The 24,919-nt window shown below is 64.5% G+C and carries 18 protein-coding genes and 4 pseudogenes; 8 read left to right on the top strand and 14 right to left on the bottom strand.

The genetic code is table 11. From position 1 onward, the window contains the following. Positions 1-252: 252 nt before the first annotated feature. The 4 genes and pseudogenes from DTQ71_RS08250 to DTQ71_RS08235 form a co-directional block, all read right to left on the bottom strand. Positions 253-2,046: a bifunctional helix-turn-helix transcriptional regulator/alpha/beta hydrolase gene (locus DTQ71_RS08250; RefSeq protein ID WP_170125360.1), complete on the bottom strand. Its 1,794-nt coding sequence runs from the start codon at positions 2,044-2,046 to the stop codon at positions 253-255. A 433-nt stretch (positions 2,047-2,479) separates the two neighbouring features. Continuing rightward, positions 2,480-2,608 (bottom strand): annotated as a pseudogene (locus DTQ71_RS24175) (IS3 family transposase); the annotation flags it as partial. 360 nt (positions 2,609-2,968) lie between these two features. After that, on the bottom strand, positions 2,969-4,156 hold the full coding sequence (locus DTQ71_RS08245) for an MFS transporter (RefSeq protein WP_109563828.1): 1,188 nt from the start codon (positions 4,154-4,156) through the stop codon (positions 2,969-2,971). Between the two features lie 349 nt (positions 4,157-4,505). Further along, positions 4,506-4,971 (bottom strand): annotated as a pseudogene (locus tag DTQ71_RS08235) (transposase); the annotation flags it as partial. A 377-nt stretch (positions 4,972-5,348) separates the two neighbouring features. Here DTQ71_RS08235 and DTQ71_RS08230 point away from each other — a divergent pair. From DTQ71_RS08230 to DTQ71_RS08215, 4 genes are all read left to right on the top strand, one after another. Beyond that, positions 5,349-7,112, top strand: coding sequence for an Ldh family oxidoreductase (locus tag DTQ71_RS08230; RefSeq protein ID WP_109563826.1), 1,764 nt, complete (start codon positions 5,349-5,351; stop codon positions 7,110-7,112). Between the two features lie 26 nt (positions 7,113-7,138). After that, positions 7,139-8,128 carry a sialic acid TRAP transporter substrate-binding protein SiaP gene (locus tag DTQ71_RS08225; protein WP_109563825.1) on the top strand — a complete coding sequence of 330 codons (990 nt, stop codon included), beginning with the start codon at positions 7,139-7,141 and terminating at the stop codon, positions 8,126-8,128. A gap of 80 nt (positions 8,129-8,208) precedes the next feature. Further along, the gene (locus DTQ71_RS08220; protein ID WP_109563824.1) at positions 8,209-8,787 is read left to right on the top strand and encodes a TRAP transporter small permease; all 579 of its coding nucleotides are present in this window, start codon (positions 8,209-8,211) and stop codon (positions 8,785-8,787) included. A 10-nt stretch (positions 8,788-8,797) separates the two neighbouring features. Beyond that, entirely contained in the window at positions 8,798-10,078 is a 1,281-nt protein-coding gene (locus tag DTQ71_RS08215) for a TRAP transporter large permease (protein ID WP_109563823.1), read from the top strand. A 792-nt stretch (positions 10,079-10,870) separates the two neighbouring features. On the opposite strand, the gene DTQ71_RS08210 is transcribed toward DTQ71_RS08215, so the two are convergent. Next, positions 10,871-11,569, bottom strand: a complete 699-nt coding sequence (locus DTQ71_RS08210) for a WbqC family protein (protein ID WP_170125359.1) — start codon at positions 11,567-11,569, stop codon at positions 10,871-10,873. A 149-nt stretch (positions 11,570-11,718) separates the two neighbouring features. On the opposite strand from DTQ71_RS08210, the gene DTQ71_RS08205 reads away from it, so the two are divergent. Both DTQ71_RS08205 and DTQ71_RS08200 read left to right on the top strand, forming a co-directional pair. Beyond that, complete coding sequence (locus DTQ71_RS08205) at positions 11,719-12,399, top strand: methyltransferase domain-containing protein (RefSeq protein ID WP_109563821.1); 681 nt, start codon at positions 11,719-11,721, stop codon at positions 12,397-12,399. Positions 12,400-12,402: 3 nt separating this feature from the next. Beyond that, positions 12,403-13,773 carry a glycosyltransferase family 61 protein gene (locus DTQ71_RS08200; protein ID WP_109563820.1) on the top strand — a complete coding sequence of 457 codons (1,371 nt, stop codon included), beginning with the start codon at positions 12,403-12,405 and terminating at the stop codon, positions 13,771-13,773. Here DTQ71_RS08200 and DTQ71_RS08195 read toward each other — a convergent pair. Together DTQ71_RS08195 and DTQ71_RS08190 are read right to left on the bottom strand one after the other, a co-directional pair. Beyond that, entirely contained in the window at positions 13,692-14,660 is a 969-nt protein-coding gene (locus DTQ71_RS08195; RefSeq protein ID WP_170125358.1) for a glycosyltransferase family 2 protein, read from the bottom strand. The two genes, DTQ71_RS08200 and DTQ71_RS08195, sit on opposite strands and share 82 nt — an antisense overlap. Beyond that, positions 14,657-15,766 carry a DegT/DnrJ/EryC1/StrS family aminotransferase gene (locus tag DTQ71_RS08190; RefSeq protein ID WP_146204825.1) on the bottom strand — a complete coding sequence of 370 codons (1,110 nt, stop codon included), beginning with the start codon at positions 15,764-15,766 and terminating at the stop codon, positions 14,657-14,659. The genes DTQ71_RS08195 and DTQ71_RS08190 overlap by 4 nt, the downstream gene beginning before the upstream one ends. Before the next feature lie 218 nt (positions 15,767-15,984). Between DTQ71_RS08190 and DTQ71_RS24170 the strand changes: the two are divergent. Together DTQ71_RS24170 and DTQ71_RS08185 are read left to right on the top strand one after the other, a co-directional pair. Continuing rightward, positions 15,985-16,252, top strand: a pseudogene (locus DTQ71_RS24170) (IS110 family transposase); the annotation flags it as partial. A 252-nt stretch (positions 16,253-16,504) separates the two neighbouring features. After that, entirely contained in the window at positions 16,505-18,400 is a 1,896-nt protein-coding gene (locus DTQ71_RS08185) for a calcium-binding protein (protein ID WP_109563817.1), read from the top strand. A 325-nt stretch (positions 18,401-18,725) separates the two neighbouring features. On the opposite strand, the gene DTQ71_RS08180 is transcribed toward DTQ71_RS08185, so the two are convergent. The 7 genes and pseudogenes from DTQ71_RS08180 to DTQ71_RS08150 all read right to left on the bottom strand — a co-directional run bounded on the left by DTQ71_RS08180 (position 18,726) and on the right by DTQ71_RS08150 (position 24,697). After that, positions 18,726-19,010 carry a winged helix-turn-helix domain-containing protein gene (locus tag DTQ71_RS08180; protein WP_245947347.1) on the bottom strand — a complete coding sequence of 95 codons (285 nt, stop codon included), beginning with the start codon at positions 19,008-19,010 and terminating at the stop codon, positions 18,726-18,728. A 212-nt stretch (positions 19,011-19,222) separates the two neighbouring features. After that, positions 19,223-19,462 (bottom strand): annotated as a pseudogene (locus tag DTQ71_RS24165) (transposase); the annotation flags it as partial. 104 nt (positions 19,463-19,566) lie between these two features. After that, on the bottom strand, positions 19,567-20,940 hold the full coding sequence (locus DTQ71_RS08170) for an amidohydrolase family protein (protein WP_109563814.1): 1,374 nt from the start codon (positions 20,938-20,940) through the stop codon (positions 19,567-19,569). Positions 20,941-20,943: 3 nt separating this feature from the next. Then, positions 20,944-22,224, bottom strand: coding sequence for a TRAP transporter large permease (locus DTQ71_RS08165; protein WP_109563813.1), 1,281 nt, complete (start codon positions 22,222-22,224; stop codon positions 20,944-20,946). Then, positions 22,221-22,769: a TRAP transporter small permease gene (locus DTQ71_RS08160; RefSeq protein WP_211317113.1), complete on the bottom strand. Its 549-nt coding sequence runs from the start codon at positions 22,767-22,769 to the stop codon at positions 22,221-22,223. The genes DTQ71_RS08165 and DTQ71_RS08160 overlap by 4 nt, the downstream gene beginning before the upstream one ends. Beyond that, entirely contained in the window at positions 22,766-23,755 is a 990-nt protein-coding gene (locus tag DTQ71_RS08155; RefSeq protein WP_109563812.1) for a TRAP transporter substrate-binding protein, read from the bottom strand. The genes DTQ71_RS08160 and DTQ71_RS08155 overlap by 4 nt, the downstream gene beginning before the upstream one ends. 189 nt (positions 23,756-23,944) lie before the next feature. Beyond that, positions 23,945-24,697, bottom strand: coding sequence for an aspartate/glutamate racemase family protein (locus DTQ71_RS08150; protein ID WP_109563811.1), 753 nt, complete (start codon positions 24,695-24,697; stop codon positions 23,945-23,947). Positions 24,698-24,919: the final 222 nt, after the last annotated feature.

The following is a 24,919-nucleotide window of genomic DNA, read 5'->3' as shown; positions in this document are numbered from 1 at the left end:
AAGGTCCTCTCCACATAATCCGCCGAACACCGTGCCGACGGCAGAAGCATCGATCCCGCGCGGTCCGCTGCCGCCCTAGCCTGGGAGCATCACGCCTTGCAGAAGCAGCGTGGAGCGCAGATGCCGCGCGAAGCAGCGCCTTGCTTCGTAGGTGTTCGCGTCCATGACCTGCCCTCCGAGTGACGTCCGGAGCAGCGACCGTTCGTCACTCAGGTTCCGCCGCGTGCGGCGATCTGTCATGTCCCATATGGGCTATACGGCTGGCGGCACCGGTCGACCGGCGCCCTGGGCCCGGTGCAGCAGCTCGGCAACCGCGCCGATCACCGGGCCGGGCCTGTCGAAGAGCAGGAGCTGCCCGGCCCCCTCGACCCCGCGCAGTTCGACCGAGGGGAACCGCGCGGCGAACCGCGCGACGTCGTCGAGGGGATATTGCGGGTCGGCGTGGCCGTGGACATGGATTATGGGTATGCCCCTGTCACTGATGGCCGTCGCGTAGTGCGACCAGTCGCGCACGACGTGGAGCGTGTCAGTATAGCAGCCCAGATAGCCCTGCCCCGTAGCGAAATGAACACTTCGCGTCATCAGGTCGACCAGGTCGGGGCGGGTCGCGACGGCATGGTCGCAGGTGCCTTCTTCGTAAAGCGTGGCAAGGAACGGGATCTCGCCCGACGCGCGGATCTGCGCGATGCCCGATTTCATCAGCGGCGGCAGATAGGCCGGCACGAAGCGCATCAAAAAGGCGATCAGGCGCTGGGTCGGCGGCATGGTCACGAATTGCCGCGCCTTCAGCACCGGCAGGACGGAGGCGGCATGAACCAGCCCCGAAATCCGCTCGGGGGCGGCAGCCGCTAAGGCATAGCCATAGGGCGAGCCGGCGATGTTGGTCAGGCAGACCGTCCTGTCCACGCCATAGGCGTCGAGCAGGAACAGCAGGTCCGCGACGAGGCGGTCCGGCTCATCCTCGGGTCTGCCGGGCGACGGGTCGGACATGCCGAAATTCGGACGCGCGGGCGCGATCAGCCGCAGGTGATTTCTCTCCAGGGGCTCGATGGCGGAGGGTGGCAGTTCACTTCCAAAGAGCATGCCGTGGAGGAACAAGACCGGTCTTCCGTCGACCGGACCTTGCAGGCGCACCTCCATGGCGCGGCCGTCGGGCAGTGTCAGGATGTCGAGATCGGCAAGTGCCGTCTGCCCCGGCGCGGTCAGAATGGGAGCCCCGGCGACCGTTTCGGCTATCAGGGCCAGAAGCCTGTTGAGGTTGGCGATGCCGCCGGTGTCGGTTTTGGCAAGGATCGACTTGATCTGATTGCGAACGGTGCCTTCGGATCGGTCCAGCCCGGCCGCGATCGACTTGGCGGTCTCGCCTGCGGCGAGCATCCGCGCGACACGCAGTTCGGCGGGCGTGAGGGAGAAAGACGCCCGGAGAACCGCCTCCAGCGCAGGCGACCAGTCGACGGCCAGTGTTTCGAGGCAGAGGAAGACCTCGCCATCGGTGTCGCATCGCTGTGTCCTGACGCAGAGATGAAACGCCTCGCCGCGCAGGATACGGGGCGCGAGGTGGCGCCCATGCATGACATGCCCGGCAATCGCGTCGCGCAAGTGGCGGGAATCCTCGGCATGCAAGCGCGTCGCGAGGTCTTCCAAGGCATGCGGACCGCTCTCGAAAGTCTCTTGCGCCGTCGCACTGAGGCTGGCGATATGCCCTGCCCGGTCGACCAGAACGGCCAGGCCCGACCGGCGGGCGACATGCTCTCGCAGGCTACCAGGGGGGATGCGGTGTGGCGCATCGGTCAGCTTGTCGTTGAGGTTGGCGAGATGCATTGCGAGACCGCGATCGGCCTCGAAAGCCTCGATATCGACCTCGGCCAGATCTCGGATCCGCCATTCCCTGACTGCCGTCTGTTCGAGATACGCGCTCAACGCCGCCACGAAGCGGCTATAGGCGCTCGGGTCCGCCGCAGCCTCGTAGATCGCAGCGATGAGCAGGTCGCGGTCCGTATGTTCCGTGTCGTCAGCATCCCCCAGAGGACCAGGCGCCGCCCTCACGGATTTATCACGCTCGATGCCTCCCATATGCAATCGTTAAAGCATCGACCGACAAAGCCAAATAATTTCCTTACCCGAATGGCCATGCAGTCTTGAGACGTCCCGACGTCACGGCGCAGGGTTGCGTTGAGCCTGCGCCGGCCATGTCTTGGGTCGCAGTTCGGCGAGGCAGCGCTCCTTGACCTCGGCGGAACGGAGGTCGCCGACTACGCGCGGAAGCGGCGGTTGTTGCGTCAGTCGACCCGTCCGAGCTTGGCGGCCCCGGCGCCCTGGTGACTGTGCGATGCCACCCGATGACGGCTACGGGGAAGCCGTGCGGTCTGACCCGCTCCGTTCCAGCCAGTCGTCGTCCATCGTCCCCGCTTGCCCCAGACAACCGAGCCGCCCAGGTCGCCGATCCGTTCGCGCCCCCGGTGATCACGTTGCCATCCGGCCCGAGCGCCCGCTTCCGACCACCGCGCTTGCGCAGGGTCCGCCGCTCCTCGCGGTAGATACGGTAGAGATTCTTCCGGTTCATTCCCCAACCCTCCCGCCTGAGCGGGATGCGAGGGGGCCGGTATCCGATAGCCGCAGATCCAGGCGGCATCCACCGAGCCATCGAGTAGGGCCTCGGTTATCTCCCGATACGTCCTTCGCTGGGTGAGATCGACCGGTTCGCCCAACGCTTCGCAGAACGCGGAGCTCAGGCGCTCGATGACAACGGCGTCATTGTTCCCAAAGACCGGGGTCCGTCCGAGGCGGAGCCTTTCTGCGGCCCGCACGCGGCCGAGCAATCCGACTTCCACGCATATTGCTTCCGGCGAAGGACCGCCTCCTGTCCATGAAAAATCGCCTATCCGCCAGCATGTGAGAGACCGGAGCCGATATCGGGTAATCCAGCAATCCCAAGGCCGGGACGGCCCTATGTGCAGGTCCTGCGCCCTTAGGCGCGAATGCTGCGCCACAGGAGAGCCAGAAATCCGGCATTCGCCAGCGCCAGCGCCGCGAGGATCCAGAGCGTGGCCTCCGGCCCCCTACCGGCTATGACCCACGCCCCAAGGACCGGAGCAGCGGCCTGCGCGATGAGTGACGGCCGTGCGAGGCTTCCCATGAGAGCGGGATAACGGTCCGGGCCGAAGACGGCCAGCGGCAGAGCGCCCCGCGCGATCGAGAACAGGCCGTTGCCACCCCCGTAAAGCACCAGTGCCACTCCAGCGACGCCAAAGTCAGCCGCAAGGAGCAGAATTCCGGCCGCGATGGCGAAGGTCGAGATGGCCATTGTCCAGATCGGGTGATGCCGCCCACGACCCGCCATCTCCAGCACGCGCGCCCCGACCTGAGCGGGGCCGATGAGCGCGCCCAGAGCGACCGCGGCGGAGAGGGTCAGACCTTGCGCCTGAAGGACGGTGAAAAGCCATGTGGAGACGTTGACGACAATGAGCCCGTTGAGCACGAGCATCGCCGCCATCAGCCTGAACACGACCGCCTCCCGCCCCTTGAGCCGCGGTGCGTCCGGCCTGTCGGAGCACGGATCTTCGACACGACCGGGCGGGGCTGGGATGGCCCATAGAACCAGCGGCAGGGTCCCGACCAGGTGGATGACGGCATAGGCCACGGCCACAGCTCTCCAGCCCCATGCATCCAGTATCAGCGTGGAAAGCGGCCAGCAGACCGTGCTCGCGAAGCCCCCCCAGAGCGTGAGCGCAGTGATCGCGCTGCGCGCGTCCCGGCCGTAAAGGCGCCCCAGCGAGGCGAAGGCCGGATCGTAGAGGCCAGCCGCCATTCCGAGGCCGAGCAACAGCCACCCTGTCCAGAACATCCATAGATGCGCCGCGCCGGCAATCACCAGCAGGCCGGTCGCGATCAGCGCGCAGCCAGCGGCGAGAACCGGCCGCCCGCCATGACGCGCGATAGCCCGTCCGACGATCGGAGAGACCAGGCCGGCGACCAGCAATCCCGCCGACAACGCCCCCGTGATGGCGCCGAGGCTCCACCCCATATCCGTCGCGATGGGCGCGGCCAGGACCGCCATGAGGTAATAGGTGCTGCCCCAGGTGAAGATCATCACCACGCCGAGAGCGGAAATGACCGGCCACCGTCGCGCCCGCGCGGCCACCGCCGCGTCGGTCATGGCGTCACGACATCGGCCAGAACTGGACTAGGCGCCCCGACGCGAAAGCTCCCGTCAGCGAAAGGGCCAGATCGGAAGCGAAGACGGGCCAGGGCCCAGACCGCCATCGCGGCAGGGATCGAGGCAAGCATCAGGCTTTCGATCAGAAAGACGCGCGTCAGCACCGCCGCAAGGAAGAGCGCGGTTGTCGTCGTCTCGCGCGTATAAGTCGCACGCCGTTCCCGCTCCGACCGGTGGCGGGAGAGGACGGGCCTCTGCTTCCTCACCCGGGCTTTGCCGTACCCTCCAGTGCCGACGCCATCACGCAACGGCTCCGACAAGGGGCTCTTTTGTTCCAATCGGCTGATCTTCAGCCTTTCCCTTTCGCCAGACAGACTCGCCCCGAACCGTCCGTGACGGGTATGCCCAGCGCAGTGTAGCCGTTCGAGACGGCGATGCGGAGATGGAACTCGGCAAGCCTGGCGATCGAAATCAGGTGCCATGAGCCGCTGGCCCAACAGTGTTACGCAAGGCATCTTCGTCTCGACGCGGCTTCGGCGGTGGTCTCCACTCCATCGCCGTCACAGAGCCGGGTCAAGGCATTTCGAGACCCGCAGCGCCTCGTTTCATGCACCCGCGCCGGCGATGGCCGCATGGCATTTGCGCGTATCATAGGCCCCGTTGGCGGTGATGCTCCCGATCTCCTCATCCGCCCGCATCTGGCTGAGCGGGTCGGGCAGCGCTGGCGCATCGCCGATGTGGCTGTCCGCGATCTCGACGGCACGAACCTCCGGCGCTTCTGCGTTTCCGCCGAGATGGATCCCGGGCCGGACCCGGCATCTGGGGTCACGCGCATACACCATCGTCAACGCGCCCTGAAAAATCGACACCGCGGCGAAATGGGTCAGAGCAAAAGAACCTTCCGGGCAACGAGAATCCGGCGGCGGGTCCGGGACGCCCGTCCGCCGGTCACACGGGGTCAGGCATGCAGGGGCGCCGGCGCCATACCGGCCCGCCGGACGCTGGTGCCCCCAACTGGCGACGCGGCGTCTCGAACCGGAAAAGGCCATCAGGCATCTGATTTTCATCATATTTTTTACAGGTCAAACCCGCCCGCCGCGCGCGAGTCCAGGTTTTTGAAACGAAGAAAAACAGAACGCTTGCGTCTGATGATACATTATATACCATCCGGCCTCGGGAAGGGGGCGACAGTTTGGAAATATCGGCGAATCCGCAACCGATCGAACGGCTGAAACTGTCGGAACAGGCCCGCGAAGCGATCCGCAGCCGGATCATCTCGGGCGAGTTCCCGATGGGCGAAAAGCTCACCGAGTCCGGGCTTGTCCGGCTTCTGGGCGTCAGCAAGAGCCCGATCCGTGAGGCCCTCCTCCAGCTTGAGCGCGAGGGCCTGATCGTCTTGTCCGCCAACAGGACAACGCGGGTGTTCTCGATGGGAGCTTCGGAAATCGCCGAGCTTGGAGAGCTGCGCCTGATCCTCGAAAGCGAGGCGATGCGCCTTGCATGCAGCCGCAACCCCGGCCCGCTGGCCAGGGACTTGAGCGACATCGTCGGCCGGATGGAGCAGGCCCTGGCCCTGGACGACAGTGATACCTACAAGCTGTTGGACCACGATTTTCACAGGGCGATCTTCGAGCACTGCGGCAACAGCTATGTCGAAGCGAACTTCCGGATGCTGTCCTTCCGGGTTCAAGCCCTGCGCAACCGGCTGTCCCTGGACCCCAAGCTGAACGCGCGATCGCTGCAGGAACACCGGCGCATCTGCGACATGGTGCTGTCCGGTGAGTTCGACCGCGCGCTGGCACTGCTGAAGAACCATATTTCCGAGACCACCACCAACTACCTGAACCGGGTTGCAGATTCGGATCACGGCGAGGCCAGCGCGTTGCCGACGGTGCGCATCGCGCTGGCCGAGATGGAGAGGTTCTCGCGGGCGGCCCTCGCCGCAGTCGGGGCAGATACGGCCACCGTCGACGCCGTGACCAGGGCGCTGATGCATGCCTCCACGCTGGGGGTCGATACGCACGGATTCCGTCTGTTGCCGCACTACTTGCGGGCCCTGGCCGGGGGACGGATCAACCGGCGTCCCAGCCCGCGTGTCGCCGGAGGAACGGGCGCCGCCTGCGTCCTCGACGCCGACAATGCGCATGGCGCCCTGGCGACGTATCAGGCGGTCGAGATCGCGATCGACAAGGCGAGGGAGTTCGGCATCGGAGCCGTCGCCATCCGGGGCTCGTCGCATTTCGGAGCCGCCGGAGCCTATGCGACGGAAATCGCCAGGCAGGGCCTGATGGGGCTCACCTTCTGCAACTCCGACGCTTTTGTGCGCCTGCACGGCGGAGCAGAGAGATTCCACGGCACCAACCCGATCGCCGCCGCCGCCCCGGCCGAGGACGGCCCGCCCTGGCTGCTGGACATGGCGACCAGCTCCATACCCTACAACCGGGTCCTGCTGAGCCAGAGCATCGGCATCCCGCTGCCCGAAAACGTCGCCTCGGATACGCACGGGATGAACGTGACCGATCCCGCGGCGGCCGAGATGCTGGCCCCCCTCGGCGGGGCGCTGTTCGGATATAAGGGCGCCGGTCTGGCCGGGTTGTCAGAGGTGCTATCTTCGGCGTTTTCGGACGCGCCGCTCAGCGCCGAGCTCCCGCCGATGGTGTCGGACGACATGTCGACCCCACGGGGGCTGGGCGCCTTTGTCCTGGTCCTGGATCCGGCCGCCTTTTCCGGCGCGGCCGCCTTTCGAGCCGTGATGACCCGTTATCTCAAGGCGATCCGCCAGTCGGCCGTCGCCGCCGATCAGCAGGTCATGGCCCCCGGCGACCGGGAGTGGAAAGAGGCCGAGTCGCGGCGCGTGATCGGTCTCAAACTGGACGAAACGACGCTGGTGTCGCTTGGTGAATTCGCCAGGAGGAACAGCATCGAGGCCCTGCAGGTTCTGTCTGCGGACGGCTGAAACTCATCAAAAGGGAGGAAAAACCAATGACGTCTACCTTTAAGCAAACGACCATACTGGCGGCGGCGGGGGCGATTGCGCTTGCGTCCACCGCAACGGCTCAAGAGGCCGACCGCGTGCTGAAGTTCGCGCATGTCTACGAGACGAGCGAGCCCTATCACACCTGCGCCGTCGCGGCGAATGACGCCCTGATGGAGGCGACCGGAAACCGCTACGGCATCGAGGTCTTCCCGGCATCGTCGCTGGGCAAGGAGGTCGACATCAACGAAGGCCTGGGCCTTGGCACCGTCGACATCATCTATACGGGTCAGCTGTTCGCGGGCCGGGCCTACGGGCCGATCGCCATCGGCGGCGCCCCCTACATGTTCCGCGATTACGCGCATTGGGACGCGTTCCGGAACTCCGATCTCTTTGGCGAGCTGTCGCAAGGCTATACCGACGCCACCGGCAACCACATCGTGGCGATGACCTACTACGGTAACCGCCATGTCACCTCGAACAAGCCGATCACGGCGCCGGGGGACATGGAAGGTCTGAAAATCCGCGTTCCGAACGCGCCGCTCTACATGATGTTCCCCATGGCCGTCGATGCGAACCCCACGCCGATCGCCTTCGCCGAGGTCTACCTTGCGCTGCAGCAGGGCACCGTGGATGCGCAGGAAAACCCGCTGCCGACGATCCAGGCCAAGAAGTTCTACGAGGTCCAGACCAACATCAATCTGACGGGTCACATCACGGACGCCCTGCTGACCATCGTCGGCGGACCGACCTGGGGCAGCATGGACGCGGCGGACCAGGAAACGCTGTCCGGCATCCTGCAGGACACGGCGGTCTGTGCGACGGACGCGATCCGCGAGTCCGAGAACGCGCTGGCGCAGTGGTTCCGTGACGAGGGCGTGCAGGTGAACGAGATCGACCGCGGCCCGTTCATCGAAGCCGTCAAGGTCATGCATAACGGTGACATGGCGACCTGGGACCAGGAGACCTACGATCGGCTGCAGGCCATCGGCCAGTAAGCCAACGAAAACCGGACCGGCAGGCGCCGACGCGCCTGCCGGTTTCTTCCGCCCCCAGAACCGTTGACAAGGGCCATGGCATGACAGACGGACCGGAAGAGCGGGTCTCCGCTCCCACCGAAGCTCCTGAAATTCACTTCGATGAGCAAGAGATCGACCTGTCGGACCTGAAATGGGACGATGTGCCGGTCTTTGTGATCTTCTGGATCCTGGCCTTCGTCGTCTTCCTTCAGTTCTTTACCCGCTACGTTCTGAACGACTCCCTTGGCTGGACAGAGGAAATTGCCCGGTTCCTGCTGATTGCCGTGACTTTCACGGGCGCGATCATGGCCGTCCGCAAGGAGTCCCACATCGCGGTGGAGTTTCTCTACCGCTGGATACCCCGCACCGGGCGCCGCATCGCGCAGGCAGGCATCGATGCCGTCACCATCGCCTTTTTCGGATTTCTCACCGTCCTGACGATCCGCCTTGCCGGCCGCACGCAACAGATGATGGTCTCGATCGATGTGCCCAAATCCTACGTCTACTGGTTCGTCGCCCTTTGTTTTGGGGGCATGACCGTCTACGCCTTGGTTAACGCATGGCGCCACCTGCGTACCGGAACCTCCAAGCTGATTGATCCGCAACTCCACGCCCAGGGCGTGCCACGCACGGACTAGGAGACCCAAGTTGGAAATCGCCCTTCTCTTCGTGGCCCTGTTCGGGCTCATCCTTTTCGGTGTGCCGATCGCCATTGCGCTGGCCGGATCTTCGGCACTCTACGTGCTCGTCAGCGGCTCGGTGCCGTCGATGATCGTCGCGCACCGCATGATCAACGGCGTCGACAGCTTTCCGCTGCTGGCCGTGCCCTTCTTCATCCTAGCAGGCAACCTGATGAACACTGCCGGGATCACCGAGCGGATCTTCAATTTCGCCCTGTCCATCGTGGGCTGGATGCGCGGCGGGCTTGGCCATGTGAATGTCGGCGCCTCAGTCATCTTCGCCGGCATGTCCGGCGCGGCGGTCGCCGATGCCGGCGGTCTCGGCGCCATTGAGATCAAGGCCATGAAGGATGCGAAATACGATCCCGAATTCGCTGTCGGCATCACCGCCGCGTCCTCGACCATTGGGCCGATCATCCCGCCATCGCTGCCCATGGTGATCTACGGCGTCGTGGCCAGCGCGTCGATCGGCCAGCTTTTCGCCGCCGGCTTCATCCCCGGGCTGGTGATGGCGCTCGCGCTCATGGCCATGGTGGCGATTATGGCGCGCCGTAGGGGGTACCCGCGCGACCAGGCGTTCCAGTTTTCGGTGCTCTACAAGACCTTCGGCCGGGCCTTCCTGTCGCTGATGACGCCGGTGATCATCGTCGGTGGCATCCTGAGCGGCGCCTTCACCCCGACCGAGGCTGCCGTGGCCGCCTGCGCATGGGCCATTTTCCTGGGGCTTGTCATCTATCGGACGCTCAACTGGCGCCGTTTCCTGAGGGTCAGCTATGACACTATCGAAACGACGGCCGTTGTCCTGCTGGTCGTGGGAGCGGCTTCCATCTTCGCCTGGATCCTCACCTCGAACCGGGTCCCGGAAATCGTGGCAGGGCTTCTTCTGTCGGCATCAGAGCGGCCTTGGGTCATCCTGCTGCTGATCAACATCATCCTGCTCGTGGTCGGCTGTTTCATGGAGACCGTGGCTGCGATCACGATCATGGTGCCCGTCCTGTTGCCGGTCGCCACCGCCATCGGCGTCGATCCGGTCCATTTCGGCGTGATCATGGTGCTGAACCTGATGCTCGGTTTGCTTACGCCGCCCGTGGGCATGGTGCTCTATGTGCTCGCGCGAATAGCCAAGATACCGTTCGAGCGGGCCGTCGTGGGCACCGCGCCCTTCCTGGTGCCGCTGGTTCTGGTGCTGCTCCTGATCACCTACGTGCCGGCCATCACGCTTTGGCTGCCGACGATGATCTACCGGTAACCCCTCCGGCCGTCCGCGGCCCCAAAGCATCGCGCTCTTCGCCAGGCAGGACTCACCGTCCTGCCTGCGCTGCATTTGGCGACCAGGCAGGTCTAACCGAAACCGGCCATCGCCGCCCGCCGGGGGGGGGACGCGCATCGAGGCAGTCCGGCGGATCGCTGAATCGCTGAATCGCTTGATGCATGTCGAAGTTCTGTCAGAGGACTTCGGCTTGCGGCCGACCACAACGCCGACGAAGCCTTCGGGACTGACCAAGCGCGGCTACGTCAAGGAGCTAAAGACAACGCCCGAGATCATCCGCCTTGCGGTGATTGCACTCCGTCCGGTTCCCTCCATCGCTCCGGAATGTGGAGGATTTGCTACGCGAACGCAGGGGCGCAGTCGCACCCATGCGACACGGCCTTCGATCTGATTGGGCAACCGGAGGCACCGAGAGATCAGATCCTTGTCCTCTGCACTCTTCGAGCTTGCACGCCAATCCGTGACAGATGGAATGTGAAATGGCCGATCGGCGCACGCCGCATCTCCAGATCGTCGAACTCACCAGATGTGACGGGTCTCCATTGGTGGCCGTTCGATCGACATGCACGCACCTGACCCCGCTTCACAGCTTCGTGCCTCAACATTACCGTGATCCCAGTCCCCTCCTACAGCATCGCCAACTCCTCGGCCCCGTCGACGTTAGAAGCGCCCGTCATCGAGCCGGACCCGAGTGATGAGGTTGCGCGCCGCCCGCCACTCCCCGACCGCTGCAAAGTGAGGCGGGAGACCGATGCCGGAGCAGCCCTCGCGTTAGCCGGGAAGCAGTGAGTAACGCGGCAGCATGTCACGGATGCGGTCGCGGGGGACGTGCATCAAGATGTCGATGATGCTCAGGTTTGGCACAAACGGCGCGCTGGTCTGATCGTAGATCAGGTCGGGATCGGTCTCGATGTAGGAAAGAGTCAGCCTCGCCTCGCGGAACGCCTGCCCCTGATAGAGCCCGATCCGGCGCGCGCCGATCGGGTTGATATAGTGTGTCGCCGCTTCGCGTTGGCAGATCCGCAGGACCCGATCCTGCCCTGACACGTCCTGCCCATAGGCCCGCTCCGAGGCCAAAACGACAGGGGTCGCGATGCCAATCTTGGCGGCCACGGCGCACAGGGATCGCCTGTTGAACTCGGAAATCCCCTCCACCGGTTCTTGGAAGAGCGGCTCAAGCATCGCCGCCGTCTCGGCAAAGCATGGCGCATTCCGGTAAGAGGCGCAGATGCGCCGGAACGCCTTGTTACGCGCCGCCGCCCCGTCGAACAGACGTTTGTCCATGATGTGATCACGATGATCTCCGGACACCAGCGGGAGGGTCAGCCAGACCGGGGAGCCATCGCGCAGGATGCGGTTGCGGTTGACCCAGCCTTGTTTGATGTATTGCACATCGTCATGCAGCACCATCAAATCGACCGCCGCCAAAAGCTGGAAATACCCGATATAGGGAAAGAAATAAGGCTGCATAATTGCAAGCGTTCGAGACATGACTTGCCATCGGTCAGCAACGGGCCAACCCGAGACATAGATCGTCCAAGAGCGGGATGCCACCACCTCAGGCGCAGACAGGGCAGATGCCTTGACGGGGCTGACGGCACTTTTTAACGCTTGAAGCCATGCGAAAAGACGTTGAACTGGTAACCCAGATATATCTGCCGCCTGGGTCTGCCCCGGAGGACGATCTGACAAGTCTCGGCTGGCCCGCCAAGCCTGCCGATCTGGCGGCCCGGTATCAGGCTCTGCTCTCCAACGTCGATTTCGATGCCTATTCCAGCACCCGGCCCCTCAGGCTGCTGGACGTCGGGTGCGGCCTTGGCCTGTTGCTCGATTATCTGGAGGCCAACGCGCTGCTGGATCGTGTGGCCTATACCGGTGTCGACCTCAATGACCGTGTGCTGGCGGAGGTGCGCAGACGGTGGCCCGACCACCGCTTCGACCGGCGCGATGTACGCGAGCAACCGTACGATCCGGGCGCCTTCGATATGGCTATCCTGTGCGGCATCTTCACCTCCCGCTTCGAATGCAGCTACGAAATGCTCCGCGACCTGGCGCAGACCACGCTCATGGCGGTGTGGCCGTCGGTCACGGGCGGGCTGGCATTCAATTCGATCTCCAAACATGTAGATTGGGAACGCGACGACCTGTTTCACTGGCCGCTGGACGAGATCATGGCGTTCTGCAAACGCGATCTAAGCCGGCATGTGAGCTTCAAGCTGGACTATGGTCTTTGGGAGGTCTCGACACTTGTCCGCAAGGCGCCCGCTGCCCAAACCGACATCGTCCCGTCGCGATGGTGAGCCGTGGCCCGGCTTGACCTGGACGAGATGCTGGCAAGCCGTCCGGCGCCCCTAGAAAATGGATCCCCCACCGGCGCGGCCTATTTCGACTACAGGATCGGGCAGCCGAACCTGTTCCTGATGATGAATTTTAAACAGCTCTTGGTCGAGCGCCATGGGATCGCGAAAGGCGTTGATTTCTATCGTCAGACCATAACCCGGCAGCGGGACGCCACCCTGGAAAAGCGGCTGTTCGAGAGTCACCACGCCTATTGCGCTCGGCACGCGGTCGAGCTGCACGAGATCATTCGCGCGGGCGAGGCTTTCGTGATCGACCCGCCCCGCGTGATCGGTCAGGGCAACCACCGGCCCCTGCGCAACCAGACACGCGCCTTCTATGTCAGCGCCTTGCGGGATGCGACAGTGCGCGGCCGCTCGGCCGTGACAGAGGTGGCCGATTACGCGCTTGCGGACTTCCAGGGGGACGAACTGGCGCGGATCGACGACGATGTCGAATTCGACTCGGGGGTGTTTCACCGCGATGGCGACACGGTCTGGACCCTAGCGGATGCGCAACCGCCGCTGGAACTGGACGCCGCGTTCTCGCTCCTTGGGGCGCGGACGGATTTCTTTGGCGACTGGTTCAGCGATTACATCGCCCGCTACGTCGCGGCGACGATGACTGGCCATGTCCCCGATGTGCCCGTGCTGATCGACGCGCATATGCCGCCCACCCATCGCCAGGCACTGGAGATGAACCTGATGGGACGGGCGGATCTCATCGAGGTTCCGTCCTTTCAGGCCGTCCGGGTCAAGCGGCTCTGGCAAGCGCCGAGTCTCTCCTATATTCCCTTCCATCAGCGGCTGAACGAGAAATTTCGTTGGGATTACATGGTCTTCTCGCCCGCGCATCGCCTGCCTCTGCTCGCGGAACTGCAGAGGCGTGCCAACCGCACGCTCTCAGCCAACCGGGGACCGGCCCGCGTCTTTCTGGCGCGCAAATCCTTTCGGCATCGCAAGATGGTCAACTACCGCGAGATTGAACGGATCGCCGAAGCCTATGGGTTTGAGCGCGTCTATACGGAAGACCTGGATTTCCCCGATCAAGTCAAACTGCTGCGCGATGCGCGCTATGTTCTGGGCCCCGAAGGCTCGTCCTTTTTCCTGGGGTGTTTTCTACAACCGGGTGCGCGGGTCTGCATCCTCAACCATCAGCAGACCGAAGGGCTGACGCTCCACAAGTGGCCCGCCCCCCTGGAGATCGACTTGACCGTCTTGACCGGGCCCCAAGCAGGCCCTTTGCGCGGACGGACTCAGGATATGGACTTCTGGATCGATCCGGAGACCCTGACCTCGTTTCTGGAGGACTGGTCGTCCAAGCCGGACAGGATCTGACCGGCGGATTGGATCACGCCCTCCCAGCGCAGATCGTCGATCTCTTCTGATCTCAGCATGTTCTTCCGGAACTCGGCGTCGAAATCGTGCAACGTCGCCCAGCGGCGCCAATGCCAAGCGACGTTGTGCTTTTTCCAGGACTCGTCCGGATCGGAAAAGTCGATCCCTTCGCGCTCATAGATCTGACGTAGATTCTGAAGCTTACGCTCAAAGCGCGACAGAGTGGACAGCCCGACATGCGCGATGATCAGGTCCGACGGCTTGGCGCGGCGCAGATCCGGGTGGTCGCTGATGGCGGCGTGCTGGCCCGCGGTGACTCCCTCGATCCGGTTGATCCGAGCCAGGATCTTGGGTCCGACCTGTCCGCGGATCCACGGAATGTTCTCATCCGCTTGCAGCGCCAATTGCATCTTCGCGACCCGGTCGGCGAACAGCAAGATGCGATCGAAGGAATCGGGCCGCATCTCACCTGGGACGCAGGGACCATGGGGCCCCAGAACCACATTGTAACGGTTCACCGTGAGCACGTCGGCGGTTGTCTGCGCGATACAGTCCTTAATGTTCCCTGTCGCAGGAAGCCAGAATTCATCGGCATCGAGAAACATGACCCAATCCGCCGGGGCCTTTTCGTACATCCGCTTGGCCTGGGCGAACCAACCATCGGGTTCATTGATACGCGATCCGATCGCCTCGTCCGGAAGGGTCAGAACTTCGAAATTCCGTGACCGGTAGGCGTCCAAGATCTCGCCGGTGCCATCCGTGGACGAGATATCGCAGGCAATGATGTGATCGACCCCGATCGCCCGCAGATGAAGGATCGCGGCTTCGATCAGCCCAACCTCGTCCTTGACGCCAAGAAACGCGGCTATCCGGGGAGCGTTATTCATTTGCATTGCACCACCCGATCTATGGTCCTGATAACGCGTTCGACGTCTTCGGGCGCCAGGTCGACTGCGAAGGGCAGCCCCAGAAGGCGCGGCGCCAGATCGTCGGTGACTGGCAGAGGTTCCGCGGTGCAGTCCCGGAAATGCTGCTGATGATGCAGCCCCCGCCCCCACCACAGGCGCGATTCAATCCGCTCGCGTCTCAGCGCGGCGACGATCTCTTGCGCCTGATCCTCGCTTTGCGCGCGAAAGAGCGCATAAGGATTGGCGTGCTCTCGGCCCACATAGATCCTGTCGGACAGGCCCGCGATTTCAGCACTGGCCTCGTAGTATCCAGCCACCTGCAGGAACCCCAGACGCTTGTCCGGCCAGCCATCCAGTTCGGCCAATCCCAGGGCGCAGTGATATTCGCTGAGTTTGCCATTGAGGCCCGGGCCAAGCGCCTCCCGTGCGTCGTTGAACCCGAAATTGAGCGCCGCCACGGCACGTTTCACAACCGCCGGATCGTCGCAGAACATGAGCCCGCCCTCGGCCGTGCTGAAAGTCTTGGTGGCATGAAGGCTCACGGCGATGGGCAAGTCGCCATGATCGGCCGCGGCCTCGCCTAGCACATCGAAACTGGCCGCCGCGTCGATAATCAACGGAATGCCAGTGGTGCGGGTAAAATCCTGCCAGGCCTCAAAGAGCGGCGGGCGCCCGAAAGGAGCAACGGTGATCACCGCGCCCACGCGCTCCAGATCGCCAAGCGCCATCACTCGTTCGTGGTCGAGCGCCCATGTCTCGGCGTCGATATCCGCAAGGAAGGGCGTGTAGCCACACAGCTCGGCCGCCGCCGCCGTTGCCGCAAACGTGAAGGCCGGGCAGACACAGACGGGTTTTTCCGCCCTCGCCGGGCCCGCCGCCGCCAGGAGCAGCGCATAGAGCGCCGACGTGCCGGAGTTCGCAAGCGCGAGCTGATCTCCGCGACGCCCGAAATGCGTCGCCAGCCGCTGTTGAAGAAGGTCGTTCAAGGGTCCGTAATTACTGTAGAATCGGGCGGAATCGATGTGCTTGTGATACGGTAGCAGGCGTTCTGCCGCAGGAAGCAAGGGGCGATTAACCAATAGCATCCAAATCGCCGATCCATCCGCACCATAATCCAATAAAACCCTTCCACAACAGCACCTTAACTGGTGAGTCAAAAGGTTAACGTAATCATCAATAACTTGATGGCTCAAATCGTCAACGAATTTTTGATGACGGCACCAACGGCTTTCATCGTGTGACCGCCACCGAGGGCATCTGTTGTGCCCAAATGGGTTAGCGACGATCCAGGAGGCAGGTAGTCATGCCGGAGATTGCCACGCTCGGGCTCGATCCGGCAAAGACTGTCTTCCGGCTGCACATGGCAGCCGCGTCCGGGCCGGCGGCGTCGGAAGCTGCAGCGCGGACAGGTGCTGGCGGGACTGTCGCGCTGTGCGATGACATTGGAGGTGTGCAGCGGGGCGCACTGCCGGGGCCGAGAGATCGACAAGCTGGGCCACGAGGTCCGGCTCGTCCCGCCTGCCTATGTGAAGCGCTTTATGCGACGACAAAGGCACGGGGCGGCGGACGCGGGAGGCACGCCTCGCGAGCCTGCCGCGTTGCCCCCTGCCCTCACAAACTGCTGCCTTGGAACTCGGGCCCGGACAGGCTCACGTCTCATTGGGCGACAGGGACACTGCCGGCCTCGGCCGAGAAGGCCGTTTCAGGCAGGGAGCACTCGATGACAGGTTCCATCGCCGGCCACTCGACTTGATCAGCGTCAATGGGTCTACGAACGGCCGCCTTACCCTCAAGGACCTGTAAGGCAGGAAGAAAGTCGCGCCATGTTGACGGAGCATCTGGTCACAAACCCCGAAGTCCTTGTGAACAGCGACGTGGTCGGGCGGCAGGAGCAGCCTGCGCTGTCGAGCCTCTCGGGAGGCGGGCTTGTCACCGTGTGGGTGACGCTGGAAGGGGATAACGGCGTCTACGGTCAGCTCTTTGACGAGGAGGGAAACCGGGCGGGCGCGGTATTCCAGGTCAACACGTCTGAGACCTGGGGCTATGGAGAGCCGAAGGTCGCGCCGCTTCCAGGGGGCGGCTTCGTCACGATTTGGGACGAAGGAGAGATCCTGGCGCAGCTGTTCGACGACACCGGAGCGAAAATCGGCGGCGAGATCATGGTCAGCGCGGGAGAGGGCGGGCATCCCGGCCGACCTGAGATCGCCGCTCTGGAAGGCGGAGACTTCGCGGTGACGTGGAGCTGGGACGGCGGTGCGGATGCGGACCAGTCCGGTATCTACCTGCTACGGTTTTCAGGGACCGGGCAACCTCAAGGCGACATGATCCTGGTGAACACGACCACGGTCGGGTCCCAGGGGAGGCCTGACATCACGGGTCTTGTCGGCGGCGCGTCCGTGGTGAGTTGGACATCTTACGACGACAGCACCGGCTACGACATCTACTCGCAGCGCTTCGACGAAACGGGCGCGGCGATCGGCCCCGAGTTCCGCATGAACACCACCGTTTCGGGCTGGCAAGAGGCGTCCGCACTCGCAGGACTGTCCGGCGGCGGCTTCGTTGCGGTGTGGCATTCCTCGGTGGGAGACGGCGACGCCACGGGGATTTTCGGCCAGCGTTACGCCGCCGATGGAACGGCCCTCGGGACCGAGTTCCAGGTCAACACGTTCACCGAAGGGCGGCAGAGCAACGCAAAGGTCACGGGCACTGCGGATGGCGGCTACGTCGTCGCCTGGGATTCCTTTGAACAGGACGGGGACGGCTTTGGCGTCTATGGCCAGAGGTTCGACGCGTCCGGGGTCCGGATCGGAACTGAACTGCGCCTCAACGACCAGACCGCGTCCTGGCAAATTCTCGGGGAGATCGAAACGCTTCAGGATGGCAGCATCGCCGCGATCTGGAGCTCCTCCGAGCAGGATGGGGATGCCAACGGCGTCGTGAGCCGGCGGTATGGGCCGGAGCTGTGGGGCACCCAAGGAGCGGATACTCTGATCGATCCCGGAAACTCGGCCTTTATCGATGGGCGCGGGGGCGATGATGAGCTGGTGGGGGGATCCGGCGACAACATTATCATCGGAAGTGACGGCAACGACAGGCTGGACGGCGGGCCCGGCGCTGACTCGCTCAATGGCGGGCGCGGGGCCGACCGGATGATCGGTGGCGGCGGGAACGACAGCTACGTCGTCGACGACCGCGACGACCGGATCGAGGAGATAGCCGGTGGCGGGGAAGACAGCGTCCTGACATCCAGCAACTTCAACTTGGGCGATGCCGAGATCGAGGAGGTCATATTCGCCGGCACTTCCAGACAGCAGGTCATGGGCAATGGGGTCGCTACAAGCTTCGTCGGAAACGACCGGGTCAACATCCTGGCCGGAGGAGGCGGCAGGGACACGCTGGAGGGCGGCGGCGGCGTCGACTATTTCGCTTTCCAGTTGGAGGACGCGCCCGGAACGGCGCGTATCGTGGATTTCCAGGATGGCGACCTGCTGGCGCTCGACGACCGCCTCTTCGACTTGGGCGATGGCCTGGTCGATCCGCGCAACGTCACGCAGCGACAGATCGATGCCGCGCTCAAAAACGGCTTTGCCTGGTACGACCGCGCCAGCGGTGAGTTGACGATCGATACCGACGGGCGAGGTGGACCCGATGACCCAGACGTGATCGCGATCGTGGAGACGACACCGCAGCTGGGCCCCGACAACATCATTCTGTTCTGACGCGGCATGTCCAACATATCTCAACGCGGAGCGGGAGAAATCGAGAGTGGCCTGCCCCACTGAGTGATCCGGTTCGCGTGTTCGTGCATGACGGGCCACTGATGCGGGAGCCAGACCCGACGGACCGGCAACACGCCGGTCGGGGTGCTGGTCCGCGCCTTCTGCTGGGAGCGCGTCGAGCCGCCTCAGAGACGCCCGACGGATCAGATCGGGGTTATCGAGCATTGTCTCACATGAGGAAAACGCGTGCCGTGCATTCCGGGACGCTTGCCTCGCTGCATGCTTTGGCGGCAGCGCCCCGTAGCCGTTGCGGCCATGGCAGCGGCTAGGTCATGCGGTAGCCCACGTTTCGCGGGATCACGATGCGCTCGCCCTCGGTTTTGAGCTTGCGGTGCAAGCCGCCGACATAGACGTCGACCACATTTGTCAGCCGATCGGCGTTCAGTCGCCAGACCGCGTTGAGGATGCGTTCGTGCGACAAGACCCGCCCCTGATTGGTCAGAAGCAGCGGCAAAACATCGTGATCCTGCTTGGACAACTCGATCTCGATGCCATCCAAACAGACCCGAAGGGACGCGCTGTCAAAGACCTGCGCACCGCTCTCGATCACACTGCCGCTGGCCTCCGCGATACAGACCGTCAGGCGACAGCGCCCGAGGTGAAAGAACTGCGGTCGGAATCGGCAGCCTCGAAAGAGGTCCTAGCCGGACTGACCCCGGAGAACCGTCTGCTCAAGAAAGCATGTTCGGGGCTGGGATCGACGCGCTGGTGGACCGCTCACCACGCCCGAGATCAGTATGGAACCGCGTTCCGGATAGCGTCGAGCGACCAGCCCAAACCGATAATTCGCAGCAAGCTCTCGACGAGGCCGGTCGTCTGCCTGAGCGCCATGCCCCACGGAACCTTACTCGTCAGGCCGGTGTGGGTGGTGGTATCGCTGTAGCTCTAGTGTCGGTCACGCCTGCCTGTCGGCGGGGCATCGCAGCTCATCTCGGGATCGAACCGGATCGTCCGTGTCCCATGGCGCTTGGTGGCTTCGTTATAGGCCTGCCAGCGCCTGATCTGCTACGCGGAGCGTGCGGGTCCGCTCTTGCCGACCAGCCACCCCGCTGCGCCATCCACCACTTCGCAACCCGTCCCGTCGCCGCGCAACCGAGGCATTGGCGCTACTGATGTGCCTCGGCCTCGGCATTTGCGCGCGCCCAGAGCGCGCGCGCCGCAGCTTCGGCGGCATCGATCACGGCCATGCGGTCGACCCGCACCGGCTCACCGCTTCTGACGACGACCTCCCCCTCAACGATCACCGTCTCCACATCGCGCCCCTGCCCGGTATGGACAAGCGTTCCGAGCACATTCGTCAGGGGGCGAAGATGTGGGCGGCGAAAGTCGAAAAGAACGAGATCGGCGCGCTTGCCCTCCTCGATTGATCCAATTTCGGAGTCGAGCCCCAGAGCGCGCGCACCTCCAATCGTGGCCGCTTCGAAGACGGTCGCAGGCTGCCACGCCTCCGTGATGCGTCCCTCCTGCAGCCGGCCTGTGGCCAATGCCCAGCGCATGAGTTCGACCATGTCGGCATGCATGTTATCGGTGGACAGCGCCAGATTCATGCCCGCCCGGCGCAGCGCATGGGTCGGCGCGGTGCTGCCATGCGTTTGGTTGCCCTTGGCGATATGGGCAATGTGCGCTCCGGCCCCTCCGAGCCGTGCGATGTCGCTCTCGCTCAGGTGGATGCAATGCGCTCCGATCAGACGATCGTCGAGCAGGCCGACCGAGTCGAGCAACTCGGGCGGGCTCATCCCGTCGCGCTCGCGGATGAAGTCCACCTCGACGCGGCTCTGCGCGACGTGGGTGTTGATCCGCAGCCCTTTCGCGTCGCGCAACTCTCGCACCTGGCGGAGCAGGTCCGGGGTGCAGGTGTCAGGCGCGTGTGGCGCCAGCACGACGCCCGTCCTCAGGTCGGCGGGGTCGTGGAACCGGTCGATCAGATCGGCGGCGAGGCCGAGCGTCCATTCGCCGATCTTCGTGTCGTAGGTCCACTCGCCCAGATGAACGCGCGAGAAGTCGACATCGTGGATGCGCCCGCATCCCCAGGCGCGAAGCCCCGTCTCGGCCATCGCGGCCAGCGCGATCTCCTGATGGGTAAAGCTGTCATTGATGAGGGTCGAGCCGAAGCAGAGAGCCTCCAGCCCGCCGAGTTGCGCCAGCGCATAGGCCTCATCGGGCCTGACGTCGTGGCCGTGAGGCACGCCCATCGTGTAGGCCGGCGCGAAGCCCATGTCCTCGGCGACGCCCCGCACCATGCTGAGGATCGCATGGGTGTGCACGTTGACAAAGCCGGGGGTCACGACACGGCCTTCGCCGGGCACGACCTGGGTTCGGGCATCGACATGCTCTGGGGCGCTTTCCCGGATGGCCTGGACTCGCCCGCCCGACACCTCGATCCAGGCCTTCTCGATATAGGGGCGCGCCGGATCGGAAGTGAGGGCCGTCGCTCCGGCGACGAGGAGATCGGGGATGGGGGGCAAGGTCGTTGTTGGCATGTCTCAGAACCCGAACATGGAAGGCAGCCAGAGCACGAGCTGGGGAAAGGCAACGCAGAGGCCGAGAACGGCAAATTGAAGCGCCACGAAGGGCAGGACTTCCATCGTGAGCCGGCTCATCGGCACCCTCGTGATGCCGCTCATCACGAATAGCAGCACGCCCACCGGCGGGGTCATCATGCCGACCACGAGGTTGTACATGAAGAGGAAGCCAAAGAAGAGCGGGTCGATCCCATAGCTCAGCGCCATCGGCGCGAACAGCGGCACCAGCATGATGTAGGCCGCGTTGGATTCGATGAGCATGCCGACGACCAGAAGCATCGCCATGACGAGCGCAATGAAAACGACCGGATCGGACGTGAGGCTCTCGATGAAGCTCGACAGGCGGATCGGCACGAGGTCGAGCGTGAAGACGAAGGTCATCACCGAGGCGAAGGCGATCAGCGCGCCCACCATCGCGGCCATCAGCGCGGCGCGGAACAGACAGCCGGGCAGGTCCGCGATCTTGAGCTTCCTTGTAACGAAGAGACCCACGGCCAGCGCGTAGACCACCGCGATGGCCGCGCCCTCGGTCGCGGTGAAAACACCGCCCACGATGCCGCCGACCACCACCACGGGCATCATCAGGATCAGGCTGGCGCGCCGCGTTTCCACCAGTGCGTTGCGCCAAGAGAACGGCGTGCCCGAGAGCGGGTAGCCGCGGCGCCGCGCGATGATCGTCGCAAGAGCCATGAAGCCCAGCGTCAGGAGGATGCCGGGAACGATCCCGGCCATGAACATCCCGCCGACCGAGACGGACGAGCCCGCCATCAGGGCATAGACGATCATGGCGTTCGAGGGCGGGATGACCGGGCCGAGATTTGCGGCCGAAGCGATGACGGCGCTGGAATACCCGTCCGGGTAGGACTTGCGCAGCGCGGGCACGAGCGTGGAGCCAAGCGCGCTCGCCGAGGCCACCGCGGCGCCGCTGACCGAGGCGAAGACGGTGCCGGCGAGGATCGTGACATGCGCCACGCCGCCATGCACCCGCCCGACGAGCGAGTTCGCAAAGCCGATCAGCCGATCGACGATGCCGGCCTTCACCATCAGTTCGCCGGCCAGCATGAAGAGCGGGATCGCCATCAGCGGAAAGGAATTGACGGCGAACATCATGCGCTGCGGCAAGACGACGAGGTCGAAACCGTTGAGGTAGAGCGCCACGACGGCACCGAGGCCAATGGCGAAAGCCAGCGGCGCGCCGATCAGGGCGAGTGCGGTGAAGACGGAGATGGCGACGGCGCTCATGCCCTGCCCTCCTTCCAGGCGTCCTCGCCCCAGACATGAGGCCCGCCCACCGCGAAGAGGGACAGGTGTAGCGCGGCATGCCCGGCACAGATGCACACCGGCACGTAGTAGAGCGCGGCGGTAACGGAAAGCGTGGGCATGAGCTCGCCCCACTTGTCGGCGGCTGCCCCGAGCGCGGTAAAGAAGACAGCGAGCATTAGCACGAGGCCCGCGATGGCGGAGACGCGGTTGAGCGCGTCCTGTATCCGGATGTGAAGCATCCGCGCAAAGACGTCGATCCCGACATGGACCCCCCGCCGCACGCCGTGGGGAATGGCCAGAAAGATCGACCAGACGAAGAATAGCCGCGACAGCTCGTCGGCGGCGTCGATGGAGGAACTCATCACGTAGCGCATGAACACCTGTGCCGAGACCAGAAGCGCCATGCCGGCCATCGACAGGACGATGATCCAGCGCGACAGGCCGTCGACAAAGTCGACGACCCGGCGGAAATGGGCGATCGGGCCGGACGGAGCCGGCCCGGAAGGGGTTGCGTCGTCGCTCACCCTGCCACCTCTGAGAGCACGAGGTCGATCACGGCGGGGTCGACACGCTCCTTGAGCTGCTCGGCGATACCCATCGTCGCCTCGCGCAGGCGGGCGCGCTCGGCGTCGGGGAGCGGATCATACTGCATGCCTTCCGCGATCAGCTTCTCGCGAAATTCCAGATCCAGCTTCGCGGCCTCGGCGCGCTGCCACTCGACGGCCGTGCGCATGGCGGTCCGGACGGCTTCCTGGTGCTCGGGGCTCAATGCGTCGAACGCATCGGCATTGGCGACCACGTTGATGAAGTCGAAGAAGTGGCCGCTGTCGGAGAGATAGTCCTGCACCTCGAAGAAGCGGCGTGTGTAGATGATGTTGTAGGGGTTCTCCTGCCCGTCGAGCACGCCCTGCTGAAGCGCCGAGTAAAGCTCGGAGATGTCGAGCGGCTGCGGGTTCGCACCGATGGCGCGGAAGGTATCGAGATGCACTTCGTTGGGCTGGAGACGGATATCGAGGCCCGCGAAGTCCTCAAGGCTCGTGATCGGCCGGGCGCTGTTCGTCACGTGACGGAAGCCCAGTTCCATGTAGCCGAGGTTGACGAAGCCCTCTTCGAGCAGCGCCGCGTCCATTACATCGCCGACCTCACCGTCCATGACGGAAAAGGCCTTCTCGCGGCTGTCGAACAGGAAGGGCAGGCTGACAGCCTCAAGCTCGGGCACCGAGCGGGTGAAGTAGGCGATCGAGGTGAACACGGCGAAGATCGCGCCGGAGCGCACCTGGTCGACGTTCTCGGACGCGCCGCCGAGCTGCATGGCGGGGAAGTTCTGCACGGTGATCTCACCGCTCGTGAGGCTTTCGACCTCTTCCTTGAAGATCTCCATGGCGCCGGTCGCGGTGTGCTCCTCGGGGAAGTTCCCCGCGATGCGCAGCACGGTCTGCGCCGAGGCAGCGCTGACGGTGAACGTGAGTCCGAGCGTGAGCCCGAGGACGGAGGCAAGCGTCTGTTTCATGTATCTGGTCCTTTCCCTGTGGAGATGTGCGGCTTCGTGTCTTGGCCGGGCGGCGCCGCGCCGCTCCGGCGCCGTCAGGAGGACGGCGCGAGAGGAGGCGCGCCGCCGGATACGGTCTGCGTCACATGACGGTCTCCGGACGCTCGAAGCCCGGACCGGTGCGGCGACCTGCGAAGATGGCGCCACGAGTCATCCCGCCGTCTCCCGTGCGAAGCTGCGGGACAAAGCGGGGGCGAGCCCTTTAGACGCCTTGGCGATCGGCTTGGAATGCCGCCGGGCGAAGGCTGCGGGGCGCGTCAGGGTCAGAAGCGCGACGGCCTGCGCCGCCGCGGCCGATACCGGGTCAACGACGACGCCTGCCACGTCTTCCTCGATTTCGTGGGCGAGCCCCGCAAGGGGCGCGCCGCCGAGGATGACCACATCGGCGCCGTCCTCCTGGACCGCCGCGTTGCAAAGCTCGATCAGATCCGCGCGCAGGGTTTCCCGCACCGCACCCACGTCAGCGCTATGCGCGGCGGGCGTGCGCACCCCGGTGAACCGGGAGGTCAGCCCGGCATCGCGCACGGAATCGACGTACCAGCGCTGCATCACGGGCGAGAACGTCACGATGGAAAAGCGCTCGCCCAACATCGCCGCGGTCAGCAACGAGGCCTCGGCCATGCCCACGACCGGGAAGTCGAAGAGCTCGCGCGCGCCGGCCAGACCTGGGTCGCCGAACGCGGCCAGGATCGCGGCATCCGCGGTCTCGGCATGGGCGGCAATCATCTCATAGGCGACGGCTCCGCCGACCTGCGCCTCGGCGCGCGACGCGATGTAGGGAAACCCGCGCTCGGCCGTCAGCGGCACGAGGTCCATGCCTTCGGGCAGGACCGCCCGCGCGATGCCCGCCATTCGGTCGGTCATCGCCTTGGTCATGTTCGGGTTCACCAGAAGTATGCGCATCGCTCTCACAATCGGTCACAAGATCAAGGGGCACGCCCCCGGTCCCGCCCACCACCTTAGGCGCGCCGATGGCCACCACAACAGAATGGCATGCCATTTTTCAAAATGGAATGCCATTTTGACACGATGCCCGGTTTGCAGGCTTCCGGGATGGCCCGTTGCGCAATTCAGGTGCGATCTGTTGGCGCGCCGAGAGCCTTGGTCGGACGACTCACGCCGGGA

Source organism: Jannaschia seohaensis (assembly GCF_900116765.1).
GTDB classification, from domain to species: Bacteria; Pseudomonadota; Alphaproteobacteria; order Rhodobacterales; family Rhodobacteraceae; genus Jannaschia; species Jannaschia seohaensis.
Note: the sequence above shows the minus strand (reverse complement) of the source record. Positions and strands in the feature narration are given on the sequence as shown.

Excerpts from the sequence above, each read along its gene's own strand:
- DTQ71_RS08245 (WP_109563828.1), bottom strand. The coding sequence starts at position 4,156 with ATGACCGACGCGGCGGTGGCCGCGCGGGCGCGACGGTGGCCGGTCATT.
- DTQ71_RS08225 (WP_109563825.1), top strand. The coding sequence starts at position 7,139 with ATGACGTCTACCTTTAAGCAAACGACCATACTGGCGGCGGCGGGGGCG.
- DTQ71_RS08220 (WP_109563824.1), top strand. The coding sequence starts at position 8,209 with ATGACAGACGGACCGGAAGAGCGGGTCTCCGCTCCCACCGAAGCTCCT.
- DTQ71_RS08210 (WP_170125359.1), bottom strand. The coding sequence starts at position 11,569 with ATGCAGCCTTATTTCTTTCCCTATATCGGGTATTTCCAGCTTTTGGCG.
- DTQ71_RS08205 (WP_109563821.1), top strand. The coding sequence starts at position 11,719 with ATGCGAAAAGACGTTGAACTGGTAACCCAGATATATCTGCCGCCTGGG.
- DTQ71_RS08195 (WP_170125358.1), bottom strand. The coding sequence starts at position 14,660 with ATGAATAACGCTCCCCGGATAGCCGCGTTTCTTGGCGTCAAGGACGAG.
- DTQ71_RS08190 (WP_146204825.1), bottom strand. The coding sequence starts at position 15,766 with ATGCTATTGGTTAATCGCCCCTTGCTTCCTGCGGCAGAACGCCTGCTA.
- DTQ71_RS08185 (WP_109563817.1), top strand. The coding sequence starts at position 16,505 with ATGTTGACGGAGCATCTGGTCACAAACCCCGAAGTCCTTGTGAACAGC.
- DTQ71_RS08170 (WP_109563814.1), bottom strand. The coding sequence starts at position 20,940 with ATGCCAACAACGACCTTGCCCCCCATCCCCGATCTCCTCGTCGCCGGA.
- DTQ71_RS08165 (WP_109563813.1), bottom strand. The coding sequence starts at position 22,224 with ATGAGCGCCGTCGCCATCTCCGTCTTCACCGCACTCGCCCTGATCGGC.
- DTQ71_RS08155 (WP_109563812.1), bottom strand. The coding sequence starts at position 23,755 with ATGAAACAGACGCTTGCCTCCGTCCTCGGGCTCACGCTCGGACTCACG.
- DTQ71_RS08150 (WP_109563811.1), bottom strand. The coding sequence starts at position 24,697 with ATGCGCATACTTCTGGTGAACCCGAACATGACCAAGGCGATGACCGAC.